Consider the following 16,445-nt stretch of genomic DNA (forward strand, 5'->3'; position numbering starts at 1 on the left):
CAGGCCACCGCCACCCCCACCCGCCGACGTGCGCCGGGGCAGGTCGGGGGGGTCGCTTCTCACGTCGGACGTGGCACCCGCCGCAACGGCCCTTCGTCAACCCCTTCCCACGGCCCCGGTTACCCGGACCCCGCATGCCACACAGCTAGACGGTGAGCGTCCAAGGGGGGCTATGAGGCGGGGCCGGGCGGGGGTTCGAGGGCTGAGGTGTTCAGGGGCTGAGGCTCACAGGCGGCGGGCCCGTGGAGAGCGGCGGTGCGGCATGGCCGAGCTGGCGGGGTCGTGAGGCGTGCTCGGGCTGGCGGGGGCAGTGAGGCGTGCCGGGGTGGAGAGGGGGCCGGGGTTCCTTGGGGAGCAGGGGTTGGGGGTTGGGGTTAGGGCTCGTGGAGGGCTGTTAGGAGGTGGTTTGCTTGGGTGGTTATGGGGGGTAGGGCGGCGGCGGGGTTGGGGGAGCGGGCCAGGAGCATGCCGGCTTCGCACAGAGCGCCGAACATCAACTGGCCTCTGATCGCCAACGCGTCGGCGGGGAGCGTGCCGTCGGTTGCCCGCATGGCGTTCAGCAGGACACGCAGGGTGTGGGCGTGCTGGATCTCGCGTACCTCTTCCCAGCCCAGCACCGATGGCGCGTCCAGCAGGACGATGCGGCGGAAGCCCGGGTCGAGGCAGTGTTCCAGGAAGGTGCGGCAGCCTTGCCGCAAGGCCGTCCACGGGTCGGGGGACGCGGCGCCCACCTCTTCCAGGCGGGTGGCGATCTCCTCCTGTTCGCGGGTGAAGGCGGCGCGGAACAGGCCGAGTTTTCCGTTGAAGTGGTGGTAGGCGGCGCCCTTGGTGACCCCGGCCGTGGCGGCCACGGCGTCGATGGAGGTGGCGGCGTAGCCGTACTCGCCGAACAGCTTTCGCGCCGCGCTGATCAGCTGCGACGTGGTCGTGTCCGAGCGCTCCGCCTGCGTGCGGCGCGTCATCTTCGTGCTCCCCATTGACTTGCATACTCGCGGTACGTAACTTCGAAGGCAAGTTACCTACCGTCAGTATGAAACACGGAGGCGAGTCGTGAACATCGCCGTCTACGGAGCCACCGGCCACACCGGCCGCCTGGCCGCCGCCGAATTACGTGCCCGGGGCGCGGAGGTCATCCTGGCCGGGCGCGACGAGGGCAAGCTCAAAGCCATGGCCGACGAACTCGGCGGGGCCCGGGTCCGTCAGGCCGCACTGGACGACCCGGCGGCCCTGCGGGAGCTGGCCGCCGAGGCCGACGTACTGATCCATTGCGCGGGGCCATTCACCCACACCGGACGGCCGGTCGCGCAGGCCGCCGCCGACGGCGGCTGCCACTACGTCGACCACGCGCTTGAGCAGCACCACACGGCCTGGATGTACGCGGAGATGGACGCCCGCGCCCAGAGTTCGGGCATCACCATGGTCACCGCGATGAGCTTCTACGGCGGGCTGGGCGACCTGCTCGCGGGCGCCGTGGCGGCCGGGATGAGCGAGGTCGACCGGGTCACCGTCGCCTACGCGGTGAGCGACTGGATGCTGACGACCGGCGCGAAGGGGACGGCCGAGCTGCTGTTCGCCGACACGCGGCGCATCACCTACACCGACGGCGCCTTCCACGTCGGCGACGTCGAACCGCGCAACGCCGTCTACCCCTTCCCGCCGCCGCTGGGGCCGCGCAGCATGATCGCACCCCTTCCGTCGTCGGACGTCGTCACCATCCCCCGCCACGTGTCCGCCCGCCGGGTGGAGGCGCAACTGACGGCCGACACGTTCAGCGACGAACGCGCGTTCACCAACGAACACGTCGACGCCGCCACCCGCGCCGGATCCCGCTTCACCGTCGCCGTCCAGGTGGTGACGGCCGACGGCAACCGGGCCGGTCAGGCAAGCGGGCGTGACCTGTGGAAGGAGAGCGCGGTGGCCTCGGTGGAGGCCGCCCTCCGCCTGGCCGACGGCCGCGGCCCCGACCGTCCGGGCGTCTACGGCCCCGCTCAGGCGTTCGCCGCCACGCCGTTCTTGCGCGATCTGGAACGGCTCGGCCTCTTCACCCTGACCCTGCCCGAACCCCACACCCCCTCCTGACCACCTCGGGACACGGGCAGAGGGGAGCGCCGAGCGGGAGAAACGCCGCACGAAGAGGGCCGCGTGGGCGCTTTCCTGACCACCCCCGGACACGGGCAGAGGGGGAGCGCTGAACGGGGAACTCCGCACAGGGCGGCACCCGCAGGGCGCGGCGTCACGGAGGGTCGAGGCAGACATGGCGTGGGGCACGCTGTGCGGGGCCGTCGAGCGGGTGGGGTGCTGCGCGGGTGCCCGGCACGGGGTGGCGCCGTGTGGGGAGCGGTGCCACGCCGGACGCGACGGCTGACGAGCGGGTGGAGGCAGCGCGTGGACGACACCGCGCGGGCATCGGATGAGCTGGGTTACTGAGAGAAGGGCGTCACGATGATTCTTGTCACCGGAGCCGCAGGTGGTTCCCAGGGTGGTACCGGGCGCTTGGTCGCCGAACTGCTGCTCGAACGTGGTCACCACGTGAGGGCGTTCGTGCGCCAGGACGACCACCGAGCCGAAGAGCTGAGGAAGCTCGGCGCCGAGGTGGCCGTCGGTGACATCAGGGAGATCTCCCAGGTGGTCAAGGCGTTCCAGGGGGTCTCGCGGGTCTACTTCACCTACCCGGTCACCGCGGGCCTCATGGACGCCACCGCCTCGGTCGCCGCCGCGGCCAAGCAGGCCGGGGTGGAGCGGGTGGTGGAGGTGTCGCAGCTGGACGCCTCACCCGAGGCGTTCACCCCGCGCATGCGCCGCCACTGGCTGTCGGAGCAGGTCTTCGACTGGGCCGGCGTCGGTGCGGTGCACCTGCGGGCCGCGGTCTTCTTCGAAAACCTCAGGGTGGCGGCCGGCGAACATGAGCTGGCCCTCCCGCTGGGCGCGCCGGACACGAAGATCCCGCTCATCGCCGCCGAGGACGTGGCCAGGGTCGCGGCGGGGTTCCTGGAGGAGGCGGGGCCGGTCGACCGGGTCGTACCGCTGACCGGGCAGATGGCGACGGCCGGGGAGGCGGCGGCGGCGCTCGGGCTGGAGTATGTGGACGTCGCGCCGGAGGTCTGGGAGGAGCGGGCGATGGAGCGGTACGGGGACCCGTACACGGTGGATCATCTGACCCATCTGTGGGGGATCTTCCGGTTCATCGGTTCGGGTGACCATCCGCTCTACCGCGTCACCGACGTGATCGAGCGGGTGGGTGGGCGGGCGCCGCTGGTGATCGGGCGGAGCTAGCTGAAGATCTGCTGGTAGAAGGCCAGTTCGGCGGCCAGGGCGGTGGTGCGGGTCTCGGCGCGGCGGAAGCCGTGGGATTCGCCCTCGAACGCCAGGTACGTGCACGCGATCCCCCTCTCCAACAGCGCGTCGGCGAACGCGCTCGACTGCTCCGGGGGCACGATCGGATCCTCCAGCCCCTGGAGCAGCAACATCGGGCAGGAAACCCCGGACACCAGGGCGAGCGGCTCGCGCTCGGCGTAGACGGACTCGTCGGCGCCGACCAGCCACTCCATGTAGCGCGACTCGAAGTCGTGGGTGTGCGCGATGAGCGGGGCCAGCGCGCTGACGCCGTAGTAGGAGACGCCGCCGGCGAACACGTCGGAACGGCAGCAGGCGGCCATGACCGTCCAGCCACCGGCGCTGCCGCCGCGCACCGCGATCTTGGCCGGGTCGGCGAGGCCCTCGGCGGCCAGCCATTCGGCGGCGGCGATCGTGTCCTCGACGTCGACGACGCCCCACTGGCCTTTGAGCCGGTCGCGGTAGGCCCTGCCGTACGCGCTGGAGCCGCCGTAGTTGACGTCGAGCACCCCGATGCCGCGCGAGGTGAAGAACGCCTTCTCCAGGTCGAGCTCCGACTGCGCGTGCCCGGTGGGGCCGCCGTGCACGAACACGACGTACGGCGTGCGGCCCTCCTGCCGCACCTCCGGGTTGGCGGGCGGGTAGAGGAAACCGTGCACGTGCCGTCCGAACCTGCCCTGGAACTCGACCGCGCGGGCCCTGGGCAGGTAGGCGATGTCGGGCAGTTCGTCGATGCCGCGCCGCAGCGCCTCCACCCGGCCGGTGACCGTGTCGATCCTGACCACCGATCTGGGGACGGCGCCGCCGTACCCGAGCCCGATGACGGAGGTGCCGTCGGCGGCGAGCTTGGGCTCCCACCCGTCGTAGGGGACGTCGAGGTCGGTGAGCTCGCCCGAGTCGGGGTCGAGCAGCGCCAGGCGCAGGTCCCCGCGGCCGTGCACGACCGCGAGCCGTCCGTCGCCAAGCGGCAGGTACGGCCGGCCGCCCAGCACCCACAGCGGCCACGCGAACTCCTCCTCGGCGGGGAAGAGCGCCTGTGAGGAGGTGCCGTACATGGTGATCTGGTAGAGGTTCCACCAGCCTGACCAGTCGGAGATCAGGTAGAGGGTCTGGTCGTCCTTCCACTGCGGGGACAGGACGGACTCGGACGAGCCGCCCTTGACCGTCCAGGACGAGCCGTCCTCCAGGCGGAGCACGCGCAGTTCGGTGCCGTTCCAGGGCATGCGCGGGTGGTTCCAGCAGATGTAGGCCAGGTGACGGCCGTCGGGGGAGAGGGCGGGGGCGGCGTAGAAGTCGGCGCCGGTCACCCATTCGCGCGGCTCGCCGCCCTCTAAGGGGACCGAGACGATGGCGCGCACGACCTTGCCGTCGCCGGTGTGGCGCTCGCGTACGCACCAGACCTGGTCGTCGCGGACGAGCAGGTCGGCGTAGCGGGCGCCGTCGTCGGGGGTGAGCGGCCGTGGCTCGCCGTCGAGAAGGTAGAGGCGCTGGTCGGACTGGTGGGTGAAGACGATCCGGTCGTCGGCGGTGACGGCGTAGGGGCGGCCGCCGTACTCGTGGACGCGGGTGCGGGCGTTCCAGGGGGCGGGCAGCAACTCGCTCCGCGCGCCGTCGGCGGCCCTGTGCATGATCGTCGTACGGCCGCCCTCGTCGGGGCGGTCCTCTGTCCACCACACCTGGCCGGACTGGGCACTGGGCCAGCCCAGCCGCAGTGCCGCACGCGCGACGTCGGTGGTGGAGATGGGGGAAGGCCACGGCATAGCCGCATCCTGCCGGAAAACGGCCGCTCGTGAGGGGTGGTCGCGTGGAACCACCCCTCACGAACTCAGCCGATGTTGCCCATGTCGTTGGTCAGGGCCACCGGCTTGGCCGCGGTCTTACGGCTGCGGCGGCTGCGCTTCTCCAGCCAGTTGGCGAACCAGCTGAGCAGCATGTTGAGCCCGATGTAGAAGACGCCGATGAAGATGGCAGCGACCAGCTTCGTGCCGAAATGCACGGAAGGCAGGATCTTGAAGCCCATGTTCAGCAGGTCGATGTAGGTGATGATGTAGCCGAGCGCGGTGTCCTTGAGCAGGACCACGAGCTGGCTCACCACCGCGGGCATCATCGCGGTGAGCGCCTGCGGGAGCAGGATCAGCCGCATCACGCCGCTTTTGCGCATCCCGATCGCGAAGGCGGCCTCCGACTGGCCCTTCGGCACGGCGAGCACGCCGGCCCGCACCACTTCGGCCAGCACCGACCCGTTGTACAGGGTCAGGCCGATCACCAGCGCCAGCAGGCCGTAGTCGCCGCCGCCCATGAGGTCGGGCGCCAGGAACCAGATGAAGAAGATCAGCAGCAGCAGCGGGATGGCGCGGAAGACCTCCACCACCCAGCCCGCCGGGATCCTGATCCACTTGTGGTCGGAGAGCCTGGCCAGGCCGAAGACGGAACCGAAGATCAGCGCGAAGATCGAGGCCAGCACCGCCGCCGTCAGCGTGCCCTGCACGCCGGGGATCAGGTACTGGTTCCAGGTCTCCCATTCGAAGAAGGGCGCCCAGATGTTGCCGGCGAACTGACCCTTGTCGTTCAGCTTGACCACCACGAACGCGGCGATGCCGAGCAGGACGACCACGGTGATCATCGTGTAGATGTTGTTGCGCAGGCGCGCCTTGGGGCCGGGGGCGTCGTAGAGGACGGTTGCCTGCTTGGTCATCGCGCCACCGCCAGTCGCTTGGCCAGCCAGCCGGTGAACCAGCCGATCGGGAGAGTGACCGCCATGAAGGCGATGACGAGCCCGATGAAGATCGGGATGGAGACGCCCGTGGTGTCGAAGGTGTCGTACATCACGAAGGCCGCGTCCGCCAGCAGGCCGCCCGCCTGGGCCACCGTGGTGTTCTTGATCAGGGCGATGACGACGCTGCCCAGCGGCGCGATGACCGCGCGGAAGGCCTGCGGGAGGATGATCAGCCGCAACGTCTGCATGAAGGTCAGCCCGACCGCCCGCGCCGCCTCCGCCTGGCCCATGGGCACGGTGTTGATGCCCGAGCGCAGCGCCTCGCAGACGAACGTCGAGGCGTAGATGGACATGGCCATCACGACCAGCCAGAACGCGTTGTCGTACGGCTCGTCCGAGAACGTGAGGCCGAGCGTGTCGCTGAGGCCCAGTGCGCTGAACGCCAGCAGCAGGGTCAGCGGCGTGTTCCTGACGACGTTGACGACGGTCGTGCCCGCGGCCCGGAGAACCGGGATGGGGGAGACCCGCATCGCCACCAGGATCGTGCCCAGGACCAGCGCGAGGACCGTGCAGATCGCCGACAGTTGAAGGTTGACCAGGAAGCCCTTGAGAAGGTCCGGCCCGTATTCAATGAGTTCGTCCATTGTGCTCCACCGCATATAGCAGCGGCGGCCGGATCACCGGCCGCCGCGACATGGGCGTGTCCTTACGCGCAACCCTCGGCGGGCGGCGCGGCGGTGGGCGCCGTCAGGCCCTTGGCGTCGCCGAACCACGTGGTCCAGATCTTCTGGGCCTCGCCCTTCTGGTACAGCGAGGTGACGGCCTTGTTGACCGCCTCGCAGGTCTTGGTGTCGCCCTTCTTCAGGCCGATGCCGTACTTCTCGTCGGTGAACGGGTCACCGAGGATCTTGAAGTTGCCGCCGGCCTGCTTGGCGAAGCCCGCCAGGATCAGGTCGTCGGTGGTGACCGCGTCGAGGTTCGAGCCGCTCAGCTTCTGCACGCACTCCGAGTAGTTGCTCGCGCCGACCAGCTTGGCCGGAAGGCCCAGCTTGCCGTCCGGCGGCGGGTCGGTGATGCGCTTGTAGGAGTTGGAGCCCGCGGCCTGGCAGATCCGCTTGTCCTTGAGGTCCATCGCCTTGGCGATGGCCGCGTCGTCCGCGCGGACCATGGTGTCCTGGTGGGCGACGATGTACGGCCCGGCGAAGGAGACCTTGCCCTTGCGCTCCTCGGTGATGGAGTACGTGGCGAAGATGATGTCGACGGTGCCGTTCTGGAGCAGCGCCTCGCGGTTCTTGGAAGGCGCCTCCTTCCAGGTGATCTTGACATCCTTGCCGGCGGCCAGTTCCTTGATGACGGCCTTGGCCATGTCGACGTCGTAGCCGACGGGCTCGTTGCCGGTCTTCAGGCCCAGGCTGGGCTGGTCCCACTTCGTGCCCACGATGATCTCGCCGGCACCGGTCACCTTGTCGACCACGGTCGAGTAGCTGCCGCCCCCGCCGCCGCCACAGGCCGCCAGTCCGACCGCGAGTGCGGCCACGGCGCCCGCGGCGCCGATTCGACGCTTGTACATGAGTCTCTACCTCAATCTTCAGTGCGTGAGGATCTTCGACAGGAAGTCCCGCGCCCGGTCGGTCTGGGCGTTGGTGAAGAACTCGTCAGGGGTGTTCTCTTCGACGATCTGCCCGTCGGCCATGAACACGACCCGGTTGGCCGCCCTGCGTGCGAACCCCATCTCGTGCGTGACGACCATCATGGTCATCCCGTCGCGCGCGAGCCCGATCATGACGTCGAGAACCTCCTGGACCATCTCCGGGTCCAGGGCCGAGGTGGGCTCGTCGAAAAGGATCATCTTCGGATCCATCGCGAGCGCTCTGGCAATCGCGACGCGCTGCTGCTGCCCACCCGAGAGCTGCGCGGGGTACTTGTCCGCCTGCGTGGCGATGCCCACCCGCTCCAACAGCTCCATGGCCCGCTTGTCGGCCTGATCCTTCGCCGTGCCGCGCACCTTGGTGGGGCCCAGGGTGACGTTCTCGCGGATCGTCTTGTGGGCGAACAGGTTGAACGACTGGAACACCATCCCGACCTCGGACCGGAGCTTGGCCAGCGCCTTGCCCTCGTCCGGAAGCACCTGCCCGTCAAAGACGATCTTCCCGGCGTCGATGGTCTCAAGCCGGTTGATGGTACGGCAGAGCGTCGACTTCCCTCCGCCCGAAGGGCCGATCACGACCAGGACCTCGCCACGGGAGACGGTCAGGTTGATGTCCCTCAGGACGTGCAGCGCCCCGAAGTGCTTGTTGACGTTCTCCATTTGTACTAGTGGAGACGCGTGCCCGTTCTCCGTCATGGATGCAACCTAAAGGGCGTAAGGACGCTGGTCACTAACCAGGCGGTACCGATCCGATCACATCACGCCACCAAGCTGGAGTTTTAGCCAGTGAGGGGGACGGCGCAAGCCGTACAACGACTACCCTTGAACGTGCGATGACTGTTACCCAGGAGAGCGCCCGCACCTACGAAGTGCGCACATACGGGTGCCAGATGAACGTGCACGACTCCGAGCGGCTGTCGGGCCTGCTGGAAGACGCGGGCTACGTGGCCGCGACCGACGGCCGGACCGCCGACGTGGTCGTCTTCAACACCTGCGCCGTCAGGGAGAATGCCGACAACCGCCTCTACGGCAACCTCGGCCACCTGCGTCCGGCCAAGGTCAAGAACCCGGACATGCAGATCGCCGTCGGCGGCTGCCTGGCGCAGAAGGACCAGGGCGAGATCGTCCGCAAGGCGCCGTGGGTGGACGTCGTGTTCGGCACCCACAACATCGGATCACTGCCGGTGCTGCTGGAGCGGGCGCGGATCGCCGGAGAGGCGCAGGTCGAGCTCAAGGAGTCGCTGGAGGTCTTCCCGTCGACGCTGCCGACCAAGCGCGAGTCGGCCTACGCGGCGTGGGTGTCGGTCTCGGTCGGCTGCAACAACACCTGCACGTTCTGCATCGTGCCGTCGCTGCGCGGCAAGGAGAAGGACCGCCGGCCCGGCGACGTGCTGGCCGAGGTCCAGACCCTGGTCGAACAGGGCGTCCTCGAGGTCACCCTGCTGGGCCAGAACGTCAACACCTACGGCGTGGAGTTCGGCGACCGGCTCGCCTTCGGCAAGCTGCTGCGCGCCTGCGGCTCCGTCGAGGGGCTGGAGCGGGTCCGTTTCACCTCGCCGCACCCGGCCGCGTTCACCGACGACGTGATCGCCGCCATGGCCGAGACGCCCAACGTGATGCACCAGCTGCACATGCCGTTGCAGTCGGGTTCCGACCGGGTGCTGAAGGCGATGCGCCGTTCTTATCGGGCCGAGCGCTACCTCGGCATCATCTCCCGGGTCCGCGACGCCATGCCCGACGCCGCGATCTCCACCGACATCATCGTCGGCTTCCCCGGCGAGACCGAAGAGGACTTCCAGGCCACGCTCGACGTGGTGCGCGAGTCGCGCTTCGCCAACGCCTTCACCTTCCAGTACTCGATCCGGCCCGGCACGCCCGCCGCCACCATGCCCGGCCAACTGCCCAAGGAAGTGGTGCAGGAGCGGTACGAGCGGTTGGTGGCCCTGCAGGAGGAGATCTCCTGGGCGGAGAACAAGAAGCAGGTCGGACGGACGCTGGAGGTGCTGGTCGCGGAGGGTGAGGGCCGCAAGGACGCGGCCACGCTGCGGCTGAGCGGACGCGCGGGCGACAACCGGCTCGTGCACTTCGCGGTGGGCGACGGGGAGGCGCCGCGCCCCGGGGACATGGTGACGGTCGAGGTCACGTACGCGGCGCCGCACCACCTGGTGGCCGACGGCGCCGTGCGGTCGCTCCGCCGGACCCGCGCGGGCGACGCGTGGCAGGCCCGCCAGGGCGTCACCGCGCCCAAGGGCGTCTCCCTCGGCATGCCCACCATCGGCCGCCCCGCGCCGCTTCCCGCGTCCTCCTGCTCAGCCCTCTAGATCCTCTTCTCCGTCTGTTTCGCCGTGGGTCGGTTCTGGGGTCTGTGCGTCCGCCCCTTTTCCGTTACGGCAAGCCACCGCCCCCGCCGCTCGCCGACCCTGGCGGGCGGCCCGGTCCGGCGGCCGGCAGCCGGACGTGGTCCCCACCGCGACAACGCACGCAGACCCCCTGCTCCGGCCCCGGTGCCCTGACCGTAGGCGCCGGGTCAGCCGGGGTTGCCGAGGAGGCGGTCGCAGTAGTCCCGGCGGATGTCCTGGAAGGTGGCGCACGGGTTGTGGCCCGGGTTCGGCGCCGGGTCGGGGGCCTGCTGGGCCGGTTGGGCGGGGGCGCCGCCGCCGGCCGGTGCGGTGCTCTGGGCTGGTGGGTCGCCGGCCGCCGGGGCGCCGCTCCGCGCCGGAGGGCCGGTTGGGCGGGTGCCGTCCTGAGGGGGAGGTCCCGTGGCCAGAGGGGTGTGGTCGTGCAGGGGAGTGCTGGGCAGGGCCGGGGGGAAGCCGTCCGCCGGAGCAGGGCCGAGGCTGGGTGAAGGGGGAGGCGGGGCCGTCCTGCCCGGGGCGGGGATCAGCTGGATCCAGGCGGCGTCGCCGGTGAGGGCTGGGGTCGAGGGCGGTGGGGAAAGAGGCGTTACCCGATAGTGGAGTTCGGGTGATCTTTCGGAAGGCCCGAATGCCAGCAGAATGCCGAATCCGGCCACGGCCAAGACGATCACCACGGATGTGGCGGACGCCAGCCGGCCCCGCCCACCTGGGCGAATGGCTCCAAAACGTGACAAGTCGTGATTCCTCGGTGATTGTTGCGGCGACTGTTGTGCGAGCATTCCACTGCTGCGGCTAGTGTGGTCCATCACCCGCGGAAGCCGGCGAGCTTTCCCGATACGACCGCAGGGAGCTGTCCCCCATGCATCACCCGACCGAGCCGGACAAGCCTGAGATCCTCAACGGACCGGGCGAGGAGCCTCGGCGCGCACGCCGTACCCCCTCCAAGAAGAACAAGACGGTCATCATCGTCGCGTCGGCCCTGGTGGTCGCGCTCGCGGCGGGTGGCGCCGGTTTCTTCCTGGCCAACGGCGACCCATCCCCGGCCGGGGGCACCCAGCCGCAGACCGTCCAGCAGACGCGGCAGCAGCCGGATCCGCGACTGGCGGAGGACGAGGACGCCTCGGTGGGCGATGTCACCACCGACGCTCCGCAGGACGGCGACACCGCCGACGAGAACCTTCCCCAGGACGCCGTCCCCCAGAACCCCAACCCGCAGGTCCCGGCCAAGCCGAACACCGCGGACCCCGCGACGCCCAAGCCCGGAACCGGCAAGCCCGGCACGGACAAGCCGGGGTCGGCGGGCAACGACACCACCGCCCCGGACAACCCGGCGGACGGCCCGGCCGGCGAACTGACCGGCCAATGCGCCGCATCCGGCTGCTGACCCCTGACCATCCCGCTGTGCCGCGCGCTGGAGTGGTCGGGCGGTTCTGGGGGTGAATGGACCTTCTGGGGTGACCTGGTGCGGTCGTAGGTTCCGGGTATGACGAGTCAGAAGGCCGCCGCCCTGCGAGCTCTGCACGTGCCCGGTGATCCCCTGGTCCTGCCGAACGTCTGGGACGCCGCGTCGGCGCGGGCCGTTCAGGAGGCGGGGTTCTCCGTCGTGGCGACGGGGAGCGCGGCGATCGCGCGCGTGCTCGGCTACGACGACGGCGAGGCGACGCCGGTGGCCGAGATGCTGGCCGCCGTGGGGCGGATCGCGCGGGTCGTGGAGGCGCCGGTGACCGCCGACGTCGAGCGCGGCTACGGGCTCAAGCCGGCCGAGCTGGTGGAACGCCTGCTGGCGACGGGCGCCGTGGGCTGCAACCTGGAGGATTCCGACCCCGGCACCGGCCAGATGGTCGATCCGGGGGAGCAGGCGGACTTCCTGGCCGAGGTGCGGGCCGCCGCCGGTGGAGAGCTGGTGATCAACGCTCGCGTCGACACCTTCCTGGGCGGCGCCAGGACGCCGGAGGACGCGGCGGCCAGAGCCCGCCGGTACCTGGAGGCGGGCGCCGACTGCGTCTACCCGATCCTCGCCCCGGACCCCGCCGATCTGGCCGCGGCGATCGACGGTCCGGTGAACGTGATCTACCACAAGGGCTCACCGTCCCTGGCCGAGCTGGCCGCGATGGGGGTGGCCAGGGTGAGCTTCGGGCACGGGTTGCACGCCGCGGCGCATGCCCATGCCGTTCACCTGTTCGGCCGCGTCCGCGAAGGGCACAACCCCTATCTGTAGGTGAACCGCCGTCACGCGTTCGCATAACCTGGCGGCGTGCTTGTCGCCGCGGCAGTCTGCCCGCATCCTCCGCTGATCGTGCCCGAGCTCGCCGGTGCCGCCGCCCCCGAGCTCGACGGTCTGCGCGCCGCCTGCGCGGAGGCCGTGGCCGCCCTGCGTGCCGCCGCGCCCGACCTGCTGCTCGTCGTCGGCGGTGACGACACCACACGCGAGTACGGCCCGCGCTCGGCGGGTTCGCTGGCCCCCTGGGGCGTGGATGTCAGGACCGGCGAGGGCGATCCGGTGCTGCCGTTGTCGCTGACGATCGGCCGATGGCTGCTGGGCGGCGACCCGGACGGCTTCCTGGCGGTGGCAGCGGACGCGAGTCCCGCCCGCTGCCTGGAGCTGGGGAAGCGCCTCGCCTCCGGGTCGCGTGTCGCCCTGCTGGTCATGGCCGACGGGTCGGCCAAGCTGACCGGCAAGTCCCCCGGCTACCTGGACCCCGCGGCGGAGCCGTACCAGAGAAGGCTGGTCAAGGCGCTCGCCGAGGCGGACCTCGCGGCGATCGCGGAGCTCGACCCCGGCGAGGCGGCGGAGCTGTGGGCCGGCGGGCGGGCGCCCCTGCAGGTGCTGGCCGGAGCGGCGGCGGGGGTGGAGTTGCGGCCGGAGCTGGTTCTGGAGTGCGCGCCTTACGGGGTGGGCTACGCCGTGGCGGTCTGGAGCTAGGGGCGCTTCGGGACCTGGACGGTCATGAGGTCGCGGGCCACGATCACGTCGCCGTCGAAGACCGCTCGCGCCTCCTCCAGGAAGACGGGCTCGGCGTCGAGGCCGTAGCGCTCGGAGAAGTGGGTCAGAACCAGGCGGCGCGCGCCCGACTCCTTGGCCACGAGCGCGGCCTCCTGCGCGGTCAGATGGCCGTACTCCTTGGCCAGGGCGGCCTCCGCCGACAGGAACGTCGACTCGATGACCAGCAGGTCCACGCCGTCGGCCAGGGCGAAGACGTTCTCGCACAGGCGGGTGTCCATGATGAACGCGGCCGACTGGCCGGGGCGCGGCGCGCTGCACATCTCCAGCGTGACACCGCCGAGCACGCCTTCCTCCTGCAGGACGCGCACGTCGGGGCCGGTGACGCCGTGCCTTCTGAGGCGGTCGGGGAGCATGCGGCGGCCGTCGGGTTCCTGGAGGCGGTAGCCGTACGACTCGACGGGGTGGGACAGGCGGCGCGCGGTCAGCGGCGGCAGGGTGGCGGTGTCGCCGGAGACGGGGTGTTCGGTGATGGCTTCGGTGTCGGTGAAGACCGCGGCGTGGCGCAGGCGGTTCCAGTACTGCTCGCCGCTGGCCGGGTAGACCGCTTTGACCTCGTGTTTCACGCGGTCGCGTGCGATGCGCTGGACGATGCCGGGCACGCCGAGGCAGTGGTCGCCGTGGAAGTGCGTGACGCAGATCCAGTGCAGCTGGCTGGAGCTGAGCCCGGCGTGCAGGAGCTGGCGCTGGCTGCCCTCGCCGGGATCGAACAGGTAGCCCTGACCATCCCACCGCAAAACATAGCCATTGTGATTACGGTGTCGGGTAGGGACCGCGCTTGAGGTGCCCAGCACGACCAGTTCACGAGAGGACACGATGCTCACCGTCGCCTACGCTCAGCTGCCGACGCCCGTCGGCGCCTTCCATGTGGCCGTCAGCGAGGACGGGCTGGTCGCGACGGGCTGGCGTCCGCTCCAGGTCGGCCTCGACGAGGTTCATGACCCGGATCGTACGGCTTTCGTGCTCGATGAGCTGAAGCTTTATTTCGCCGGTGAGCTCAAGGCGTTCGAGACGCCCATCGACTGGAGTCTCATGGCGGGCTCGCGGCGGGCGGTGCTGCGGGCGCTGCACGGCGTGCCGTACGGGAAGGTCGTCACCTACGGCGAGCTCGCCCGGCTGAGCGGCACGAGCGTGCCCGCACGCGGGATCGGGTCGATCATGGGCTCGAACCCGATCCCGATCGTGGTGCCCTGCCATCGCGTGCTCGCGGCGGCGGGCCTGGGCGGCTTCAGCGGCGGTGTCGGCGTGGAGACCAAACGCTGGCTGCTCACCCACGAGGGCTATCTACAGCCCACGCTGCTGGATCTCTAGCCCTCCTTGCCGTCGATCTTGTCGGCGGCGTCCTTGGCCATGTCGGTGCCCCTGGCGATGTGCTCGTCGTACTTGCCGCCGGTGGCCTCGCTCGCGGCCGTGGAGGCCTTGTCGATGCCCTGGTTGGCGGCGTCCTCGGCCTTCTCGCGCAGGCCGTCCATCATGCCGCCCGCCGAGTCCTGAGCCTGACCGGCGGTGTCCTTGGCCTGTTCGGGGATGTTCTTCAGCTTCTCGTCGTGCCCGCCGAACATCTCCTTGACCTTGTCGAAAATCGACATGTCTTCCCCCGATGTCTCATTGACGGCCCCCCCGAGCCGTCGTCTCCTTCATACCCCTTGTGTTGACACACTTATCGGTGTGCGTACGCAGCCTGTCATCGCCGTCGTGGGGCCCACCGCGGCCGGAAAGTCCGATCTCGCCGTGGATCTGGCCCTCCGGCTGGGGGGCGAATGCATCAATGCCGACTCCATGCAGCTTTACCGAGGAATGAACATTGGAACGGCGAAACTCTCCCAAACCGAGCAAAGAGGTGTTCCTCACCATCTACTGGACATCTGGGATGTGACCGTCACCGCCAGCGTGGCCGAGTACCAGAGGCTGGTCCGGCCGCTGCTGGACAAGCTGGAGGTGCCGATCCTCGTCGGCGGGAGCGGCCTGTACGTGCGCGCCGCCCTCGACGACCTCGACTTCCCCGGAACCGACCCGGCGGTCCGCGCCCGCCTGGAGGCGGAGCTGGCCCAGGTGGGGCCCGCCGTCCTGTACGAGCGGCTCCGGGCCGGCGACCCCAAGGCCGCCGAGGCGATCCTGCCCAGCAACGGCCGGCGGATCGTGCGCGCGCTGGAGGTCATCGAGTTCTCCGGGCGCCCCTTCTCGGCGACGATGCCCTCCTACGAGGCGCTGTACCCGAGTGTCCAGATCGGCCTCGACGTGCCGCGCCCCGCACTGGACGCCCGCATCGAGCTGCGGGTCGGGCGGATGTGGGAGGCGGGCCTGGTCGACGAGGTGCGGGTCCTGCTCGATCAGGGCCTGGCGGACGGCCGTACGGCAGGCCGCGCGCTCGGCTACGCCCAGGTCATGAAATATCTGGCGGGGGAGTGGACCGAGGAGGAGGCGTTCGCCGAGACCGTCCGGGCCACCCGGCGCTTCGCCCGCCGCCAGGAGTCGTGGTTCCGCCGCGACCCCCGCGTGGTCTGGCTACCCTACGACGCGCCCGATCTGCTGGGACTTGCGGTCGATAGGCTTGTGTCATGAAGTTTCTGAAGGGCCACGGTACTGAGAACGACTTCGTCATCATCCCCGACCCGGATGGCGAGATCGACCTGTCGGCCGCGCTCGTGGCCGAGATCTGCGACCGCCGCACCGGCCTCGGCGCCGACGGCGTGCTCCGCGTGGTCCGCAGCAAGATCAGCCCCGAGGTCTCCGAGCAGGCCGGGCAGACCGAGTGGTTCATGGACTACCGCAACGCCGACGGCAGCATGGCCGAGATGTGCGGCAACGGCGTACGCGTCTTCGCCCGCTACCTCGTCGACGCCGGTCTCGCCGAGCCGGGAGAGTTCGGCATCGCCACCCGCGGCGGCGTCCGCAAGGTCCGCCTCCAGGCCGAGGGGGACGTGACGATAGACATGGGCAAGCCCACGGTGTACGGCGAGAGCGTCACCTCCGTCTCCGGCCAGGAGTACACCGGCCTGCACGTCGACATGGGCAACCCCCACCTGGCCTGCGCCATCGGCGACCCCGTCGTCCAGCTCGACCTGACCCACCAGCCGGCCTTCGACCCGGGTGTCTTCCCCAGCGGCGTCAACATCGAGCTGTTCAACGCCGTGGGCCCGCGCCGCGCGGTCATGCGCGTCTTCGAGCGCGGCTCCGGCGAGACCCGCTCGTGCGGCACCGGGGCGGTGGCCACCGCCGTCGCCGCCGCCCACCTGAGCGGCGAGGTCACCGGCGAGTGGATCGTGGAGGTCGCCGGCGGCCGGCTCACGGTCACCCTCGACGAGGAGACCAGCTACCTCAGCGGACCGGCGGTGATCATCGCCTCCGGCGACCTGACCCTTGCAGAATAATGTTCTCCTGAGCGATGCT

18 protein-coding genes are annotated in these 16,445 nt (G+C 70.2%); 9 read left to right on the forward strand and 9 right to left on the reverse strand.

The window, feature by feature from the left end; genetic code table 11:
* Positions 1 to 374: 374 nt before the first annotated feature.
* A complete protein-coding gene (locus tag ACIBI5_RS19325) occupies positions 375 to 962 on the reverse strand; it encodes a TetR/AcrR family transcriptional regulator (RefSeq protein WP_397248485.1) in 588 nt (195 codons plus the stop codon).
* 88 nt (positions 963 to 1,050) lie between these two features.
* Here ACIBI5_RS19325 and ACIBI5_RS19330 point away from each other — a divergent pair, with 88 nt between their 5' ends.
* Positions 1,051 to 2,079 (forward strand): saccharopine dehydrogenase NADP-binding domain-containing protein, encoded by a 1,029-nt coding sequence (locus ACIBI5_RS19330; protein ID WP_397248487.1) that lies wholly within the window; start codon positions 1,051 to 1,053, stop codon positions 2,077 to 2,079.
* Between the two features lie 363 nt (positions 2,080 to 2,442).
* Complete coding sequence (locus ACIBI5_RS19335) at positions 2,443 to 3,273, forward strand: NAD(P)H-binding protein (RefSeq protein WP_397248489.1); 831 nt, start codon at positions 2,443 to 2,445, stop codon at positions 3,271 to 3,273.
* Here ACIBI5_RS19335 and ACIBI5_RS19340 read toward each other — a convergent pair.
* The 5 genes from ACIBI5_RS19340 to ACIBI5_RS19360 form a co-directional block, all read right to left on the reverse strand.
* Positions 3,270 to 5,093, reverse strand: a complete 1,824-nt coding sequence (locus tag ACIBI5_RS19340) for a prolyl oligopeptidase family serine peptidase (protein ID WP_397248491.1) — start codon at positions 5,091 to 5,093, stop codon at positions 3,270 to 3,272. The two genes, ACIBI5_RS19335 and ACIBI5_RS19340, sit on opposite strands and share 4 nt — an antisense overlap.
* Before the next feature lie 65 nt (positions 5,094 to 5,158).
* On the reverse strand, positions 5,159 to 6,028 hold the full coding sequence (locus ACIBI5_RS19345; RefSeq protein WP_397248493.1) for an amino acid ABC transporter permease: 870 nt from the start codon (positions 6,026 to 6,028) through the stop codon (positions 5,159 to 5,161).
* Complete coding sequence (locus ACIBI5_RS19350) at positions 6,025 to 6,693, reverse strand: amino acid ABC transporter permease (protein ID WP_397248495.1); 669 nt, start codon at positions 6,691 to 6,693, stop codon at positions 6,025 to 6,027. The genes ACIBI5_RS19345 and ACIBI5_RS19350 overlap by 4 nt, the downstream gene beginning before the upstream one ends.
* A 62-nt stretch (positions 6,694 to 6,755) precedes the next feature.
* Positions 6,756 to 7,619 (reverse strand): glutamate ABC transporter substrate-binding protein, encoded by an 864-nt coding sequence (locus ACIBI5_RS19355; protein ID WP_397248497.1) that lies wholly within the window; start codon positions 7,617 to 7,619, stop codon positions 6,756 to 6,758.
* An 18-nt stretch (positions 7,620 to 7,637) separates the two neighbouring features.
* Complete coding sequence (locus ACIBI5_RS19360) at positions 7,638 to 8,357, reverse strand: amino acid ABC transporter ATP-binding protein (protein WP_376773517.1); 720 nt, start codon at positions 8,355 to 8,357, stop codon at positions 7,638 to 7,640.
* A gap of 173 nt (positions 8,358 to 8,530) precedes the next feature.
* Here ACIBI5_RS19360 and miaB point away from each other — a divergent pair, with 173 nt between their 5' ends.
* Positions 8,531 to 10,018, forward strand: coding sequence for a tRNA (N6-isopentenyl adenosine(37)-C2)-methylthiotransferase MiaB (gene miaB, locus ACIBI5_RS19365; protein ID WP_397248499.1), 1,488 nt, complete (start codon positions 8,531 to 8,533; stop codon positions 10,016 to 10,018).
* 206 nt (positions 10,019 to 10,224) lie between these two features.
* Here miaB and ACIBI5_RS19370 read toward each other — a convergent pair whose 3' ends face one another.
* Positions 10,225 to 10,728 carry a hypothetical protein gene (locus tag ACIBI5_RS19370; RefSeq protein ID WP_397248501.1) on the reverse strand — a complete coding sequence of 168 codons (504 nt, stop codon included), beginning with the start codon at positions 10,726 to 10,728 and terminating at the stop codon, positions 10,225 to 10,227.
* 185 nt (positions 10,729 to 10,913) lie between these two features.
* Here ACIBI5_RS19370 and ACIBI5_RS19375 point away from each other — a divergent pair, with 185 nt between their 5' ends.
* From ACIBI5_RS19375 to ACIBI5_RS19385, 3 genes are all read left to right on the forward strand, one after another.
* Positions 10,914 to 11,438: a hypothetical protein gene (locus ACIBI5_RS19375; protein WP_397248503.1), complete on the forward strand. Its 525-nt coding sequence runs from the start codon at positions 10,914 to 10,916 to the stop codon at positions 11,436 to 11,438.
* A gap of 99 nt (positions 11,439 to 11,537) precedes the next feature.
* Positions 11,538 to 12,272, forward strand: coding sequence for an isocitrate lyase/phosphoenolpyruvate mutase family protein (locus ACIBI5_RS19380; protein WP_397248505.1), 735 nt, complete (start codon positions 11,538 to 11,540; stop codon positions 12,270 to 12,272).
* 36 nt (positions 12,273 to 12,308) lie between these two features.
* A complete protein-coding gene (locus ACIBI5_RS19385; protein ID WP_397248507.1) occupies positions 12,309 to 12,977 on the forward strand; it encodes a class III extradiol dioxygenase subunit B-like domain-containing protein in 669 nt (222 codons plus the stop codon).
* On the opposite strand, the gene ACIBI5_RS19390 is transcribed toward ACIBI5_RS19385, so the two are convergent.
* On the reverse strand, positions 12,974 to 13,870 hold the full coding sequence (locus tag ACIBI5_RS19390; protein WP_397248509.1) for a ribonuclease Z: 897 nt from the start codon (positions 13,868 to 13,870) through the stop codon (positions 12,974 to 12,976). The two genes, ACIBI5_RS19385 and ACIBI5_RS19390, sit on opposite strands and share 4 nt — an antisense overlap.
* Between ACIBI5_RS19390 and ACIBI5_RS19395 the strand changes: the two genes are divergently transcribed.
* Entirely contained in the window at positions 13,839 to 14,366 is a 528-nt protein-coding gene (locus ACIBI5_RS19395) for a methylated-DNA--[protein]-cysteine S-methyltransferase (protein WP_397248511.1), read from the forward strand. The genes ACIBI5_RS19390 and ACIBI5_RS19395 overlap by 32 nt on opposite strands.
* Here the strand turns inward: ACIBI5_RS19395 and ACIBI5_RS19400 are convergent.
* Positions 14,363 to 14,644: an antitoxin gene (locus tag ACIBI5_RS19400; RefSeq protein WP_397248513.1), complete on the reverse strand. Its 282-nt coding sequence runs from the start codon at positions 14,642 to 14,644 to the stop codon at positions 14,363 to 14,365. The two genes, ACIBI5_RS19395 and ACIBI5_RS19400, sit on opposite strands and share 4 nt — an antisense overlap.
* A gap of 79 nt (positions 14,645 to 14,723) precedes the next feature.
* On the opposite strand from ACIBI5_RS19400, the gene miaA reads away from it, so the two are divergent.
* Both miaA and dapF read left to right on the forward strand, forming a co-directional pair.
* Positions 14,724 to 15,617 (forward strand): tRNA (adenosine(37)-N6)-dimethylallyltransferase MiaA, encoded by an 894-nt coding sequence (miaA, locus tag ACIBI5_RS19405; protein ID WP_397248515.1) that lies wholly within the window; start codon positions 14,724 to 14,726, stop codon positions 15,615 to 15,617.
* Complete coding sequence (gene dapF, locus ACIBI5_RS19410) at positions 15,614 to 16,426, forward strand: diaminopimelate epimerase (protein WP_397248517.1); 813 nt, start codon at positions 15,614 to 15,616, stop codon at positions 16,424 to 16,426. The genes miaA and dapF overlap by 4 nt, the downstream gene beginning before the upstream one ends.
* The last annotated feature ends 19 nt before the right edge of the window (positions 16,427 to 16,445 follow it).

The organism is Nonomuraea sp. NPDC050540 (assembly GCF_044457485.1).
Taxonomy (GTDB): domain Bacteria; phylum Actinomycetota; class Actinomycetes; order Streptosporangiales; family Streptosporangiaceae; genus Nonomuraea.

Bases quoted from the DNA above. Each gene is read 5' to 3' on its own strand.
- ACIBI5_RS19380 (WP_397248505.1), top strand. From the start codon at position 11,538: ATGACGAGTCAGAAGGCCGCCGCCCTGCGAGCTCTGCACGTGCCCGGT.
- dapF (WP_397248517.1), top strand. From the start codon at position 15,614: ATGAAGTTTCTGAAGGGCCACGGTACTGAGAACGACTTCGTCATCATC.
- ACIBI5_RS19340 (WP_397248491.1), bottom strand. From the start codon at position 5,093: ATGCCGTGGCCTTCCCCCATCTCCACCACCGACGTCGCGCGTGCGGCA.
- ACIBI5_RS19360 (WP_376773517.1), bottom strand. From the start codon at position 8,357: ATGGAGAACGTCAACAAGCACTTCGGGGCGCTGCACGTCCTGAGGGAC.
- ACIBI5_RS19375 (WP_397248503.1), top strand. From the start codon at position 10,914: ATGCATCACCCGACCGAGCCGGACAAGCCTGAGATCCTCAACGGACCG.
- ACIBI5_RS19345 (WP_397248493.1), bottom strand. From the start codon at position 6,028: ATGACCAAGCAGGCAACCGTCCTCTACGACGCCCCCGGCCCCAAGGCG.
- ACIBI5_RS19350 (WP_397248495.1), bottom strand. From the start codon at position 6,693: ATGGACGAACTCATTGAATACGGGCCGGACCTTCTCAAGGGCTTCCTG.
- ACIBI5_RS19325 (WP_397248485.1), bottom strand. From the start codon at position 962: ATGACGCGCCGCACGCAGGCGGAGCGCTCGGACACGACCACGTCGCAG.
- ACIBI5_RS19400 (WP_397248513.1), bottom strand. From the start codon at position 14,644: ATGTCGATTTTCGACAAGGTCAAGGAGATGTTCGGCGGGCACGACGAG.
- miaB (WP_397248499.1), top strand. From the start codon at position 8,531: ATGACTGTTACCCAGGAGAGCGCCCGCACCTACGAAGTGCGCACATAC.
- ACIBI5_RS19335 (WP_397248489.1), top strand. From the start codon at position 2,443: ATGATTCTTGTCACCGGAGCCGCAGGTGGTTCCCAGGGTGGTACCGGG.
- ACIBI5_RS19355 (WP_397248497.1), bottom strand. From the start codon at position 7,619: ATGTACAAGCGTCGAATCGGCGCCGCGGGCGCCGTGGCCGCACTCGCG.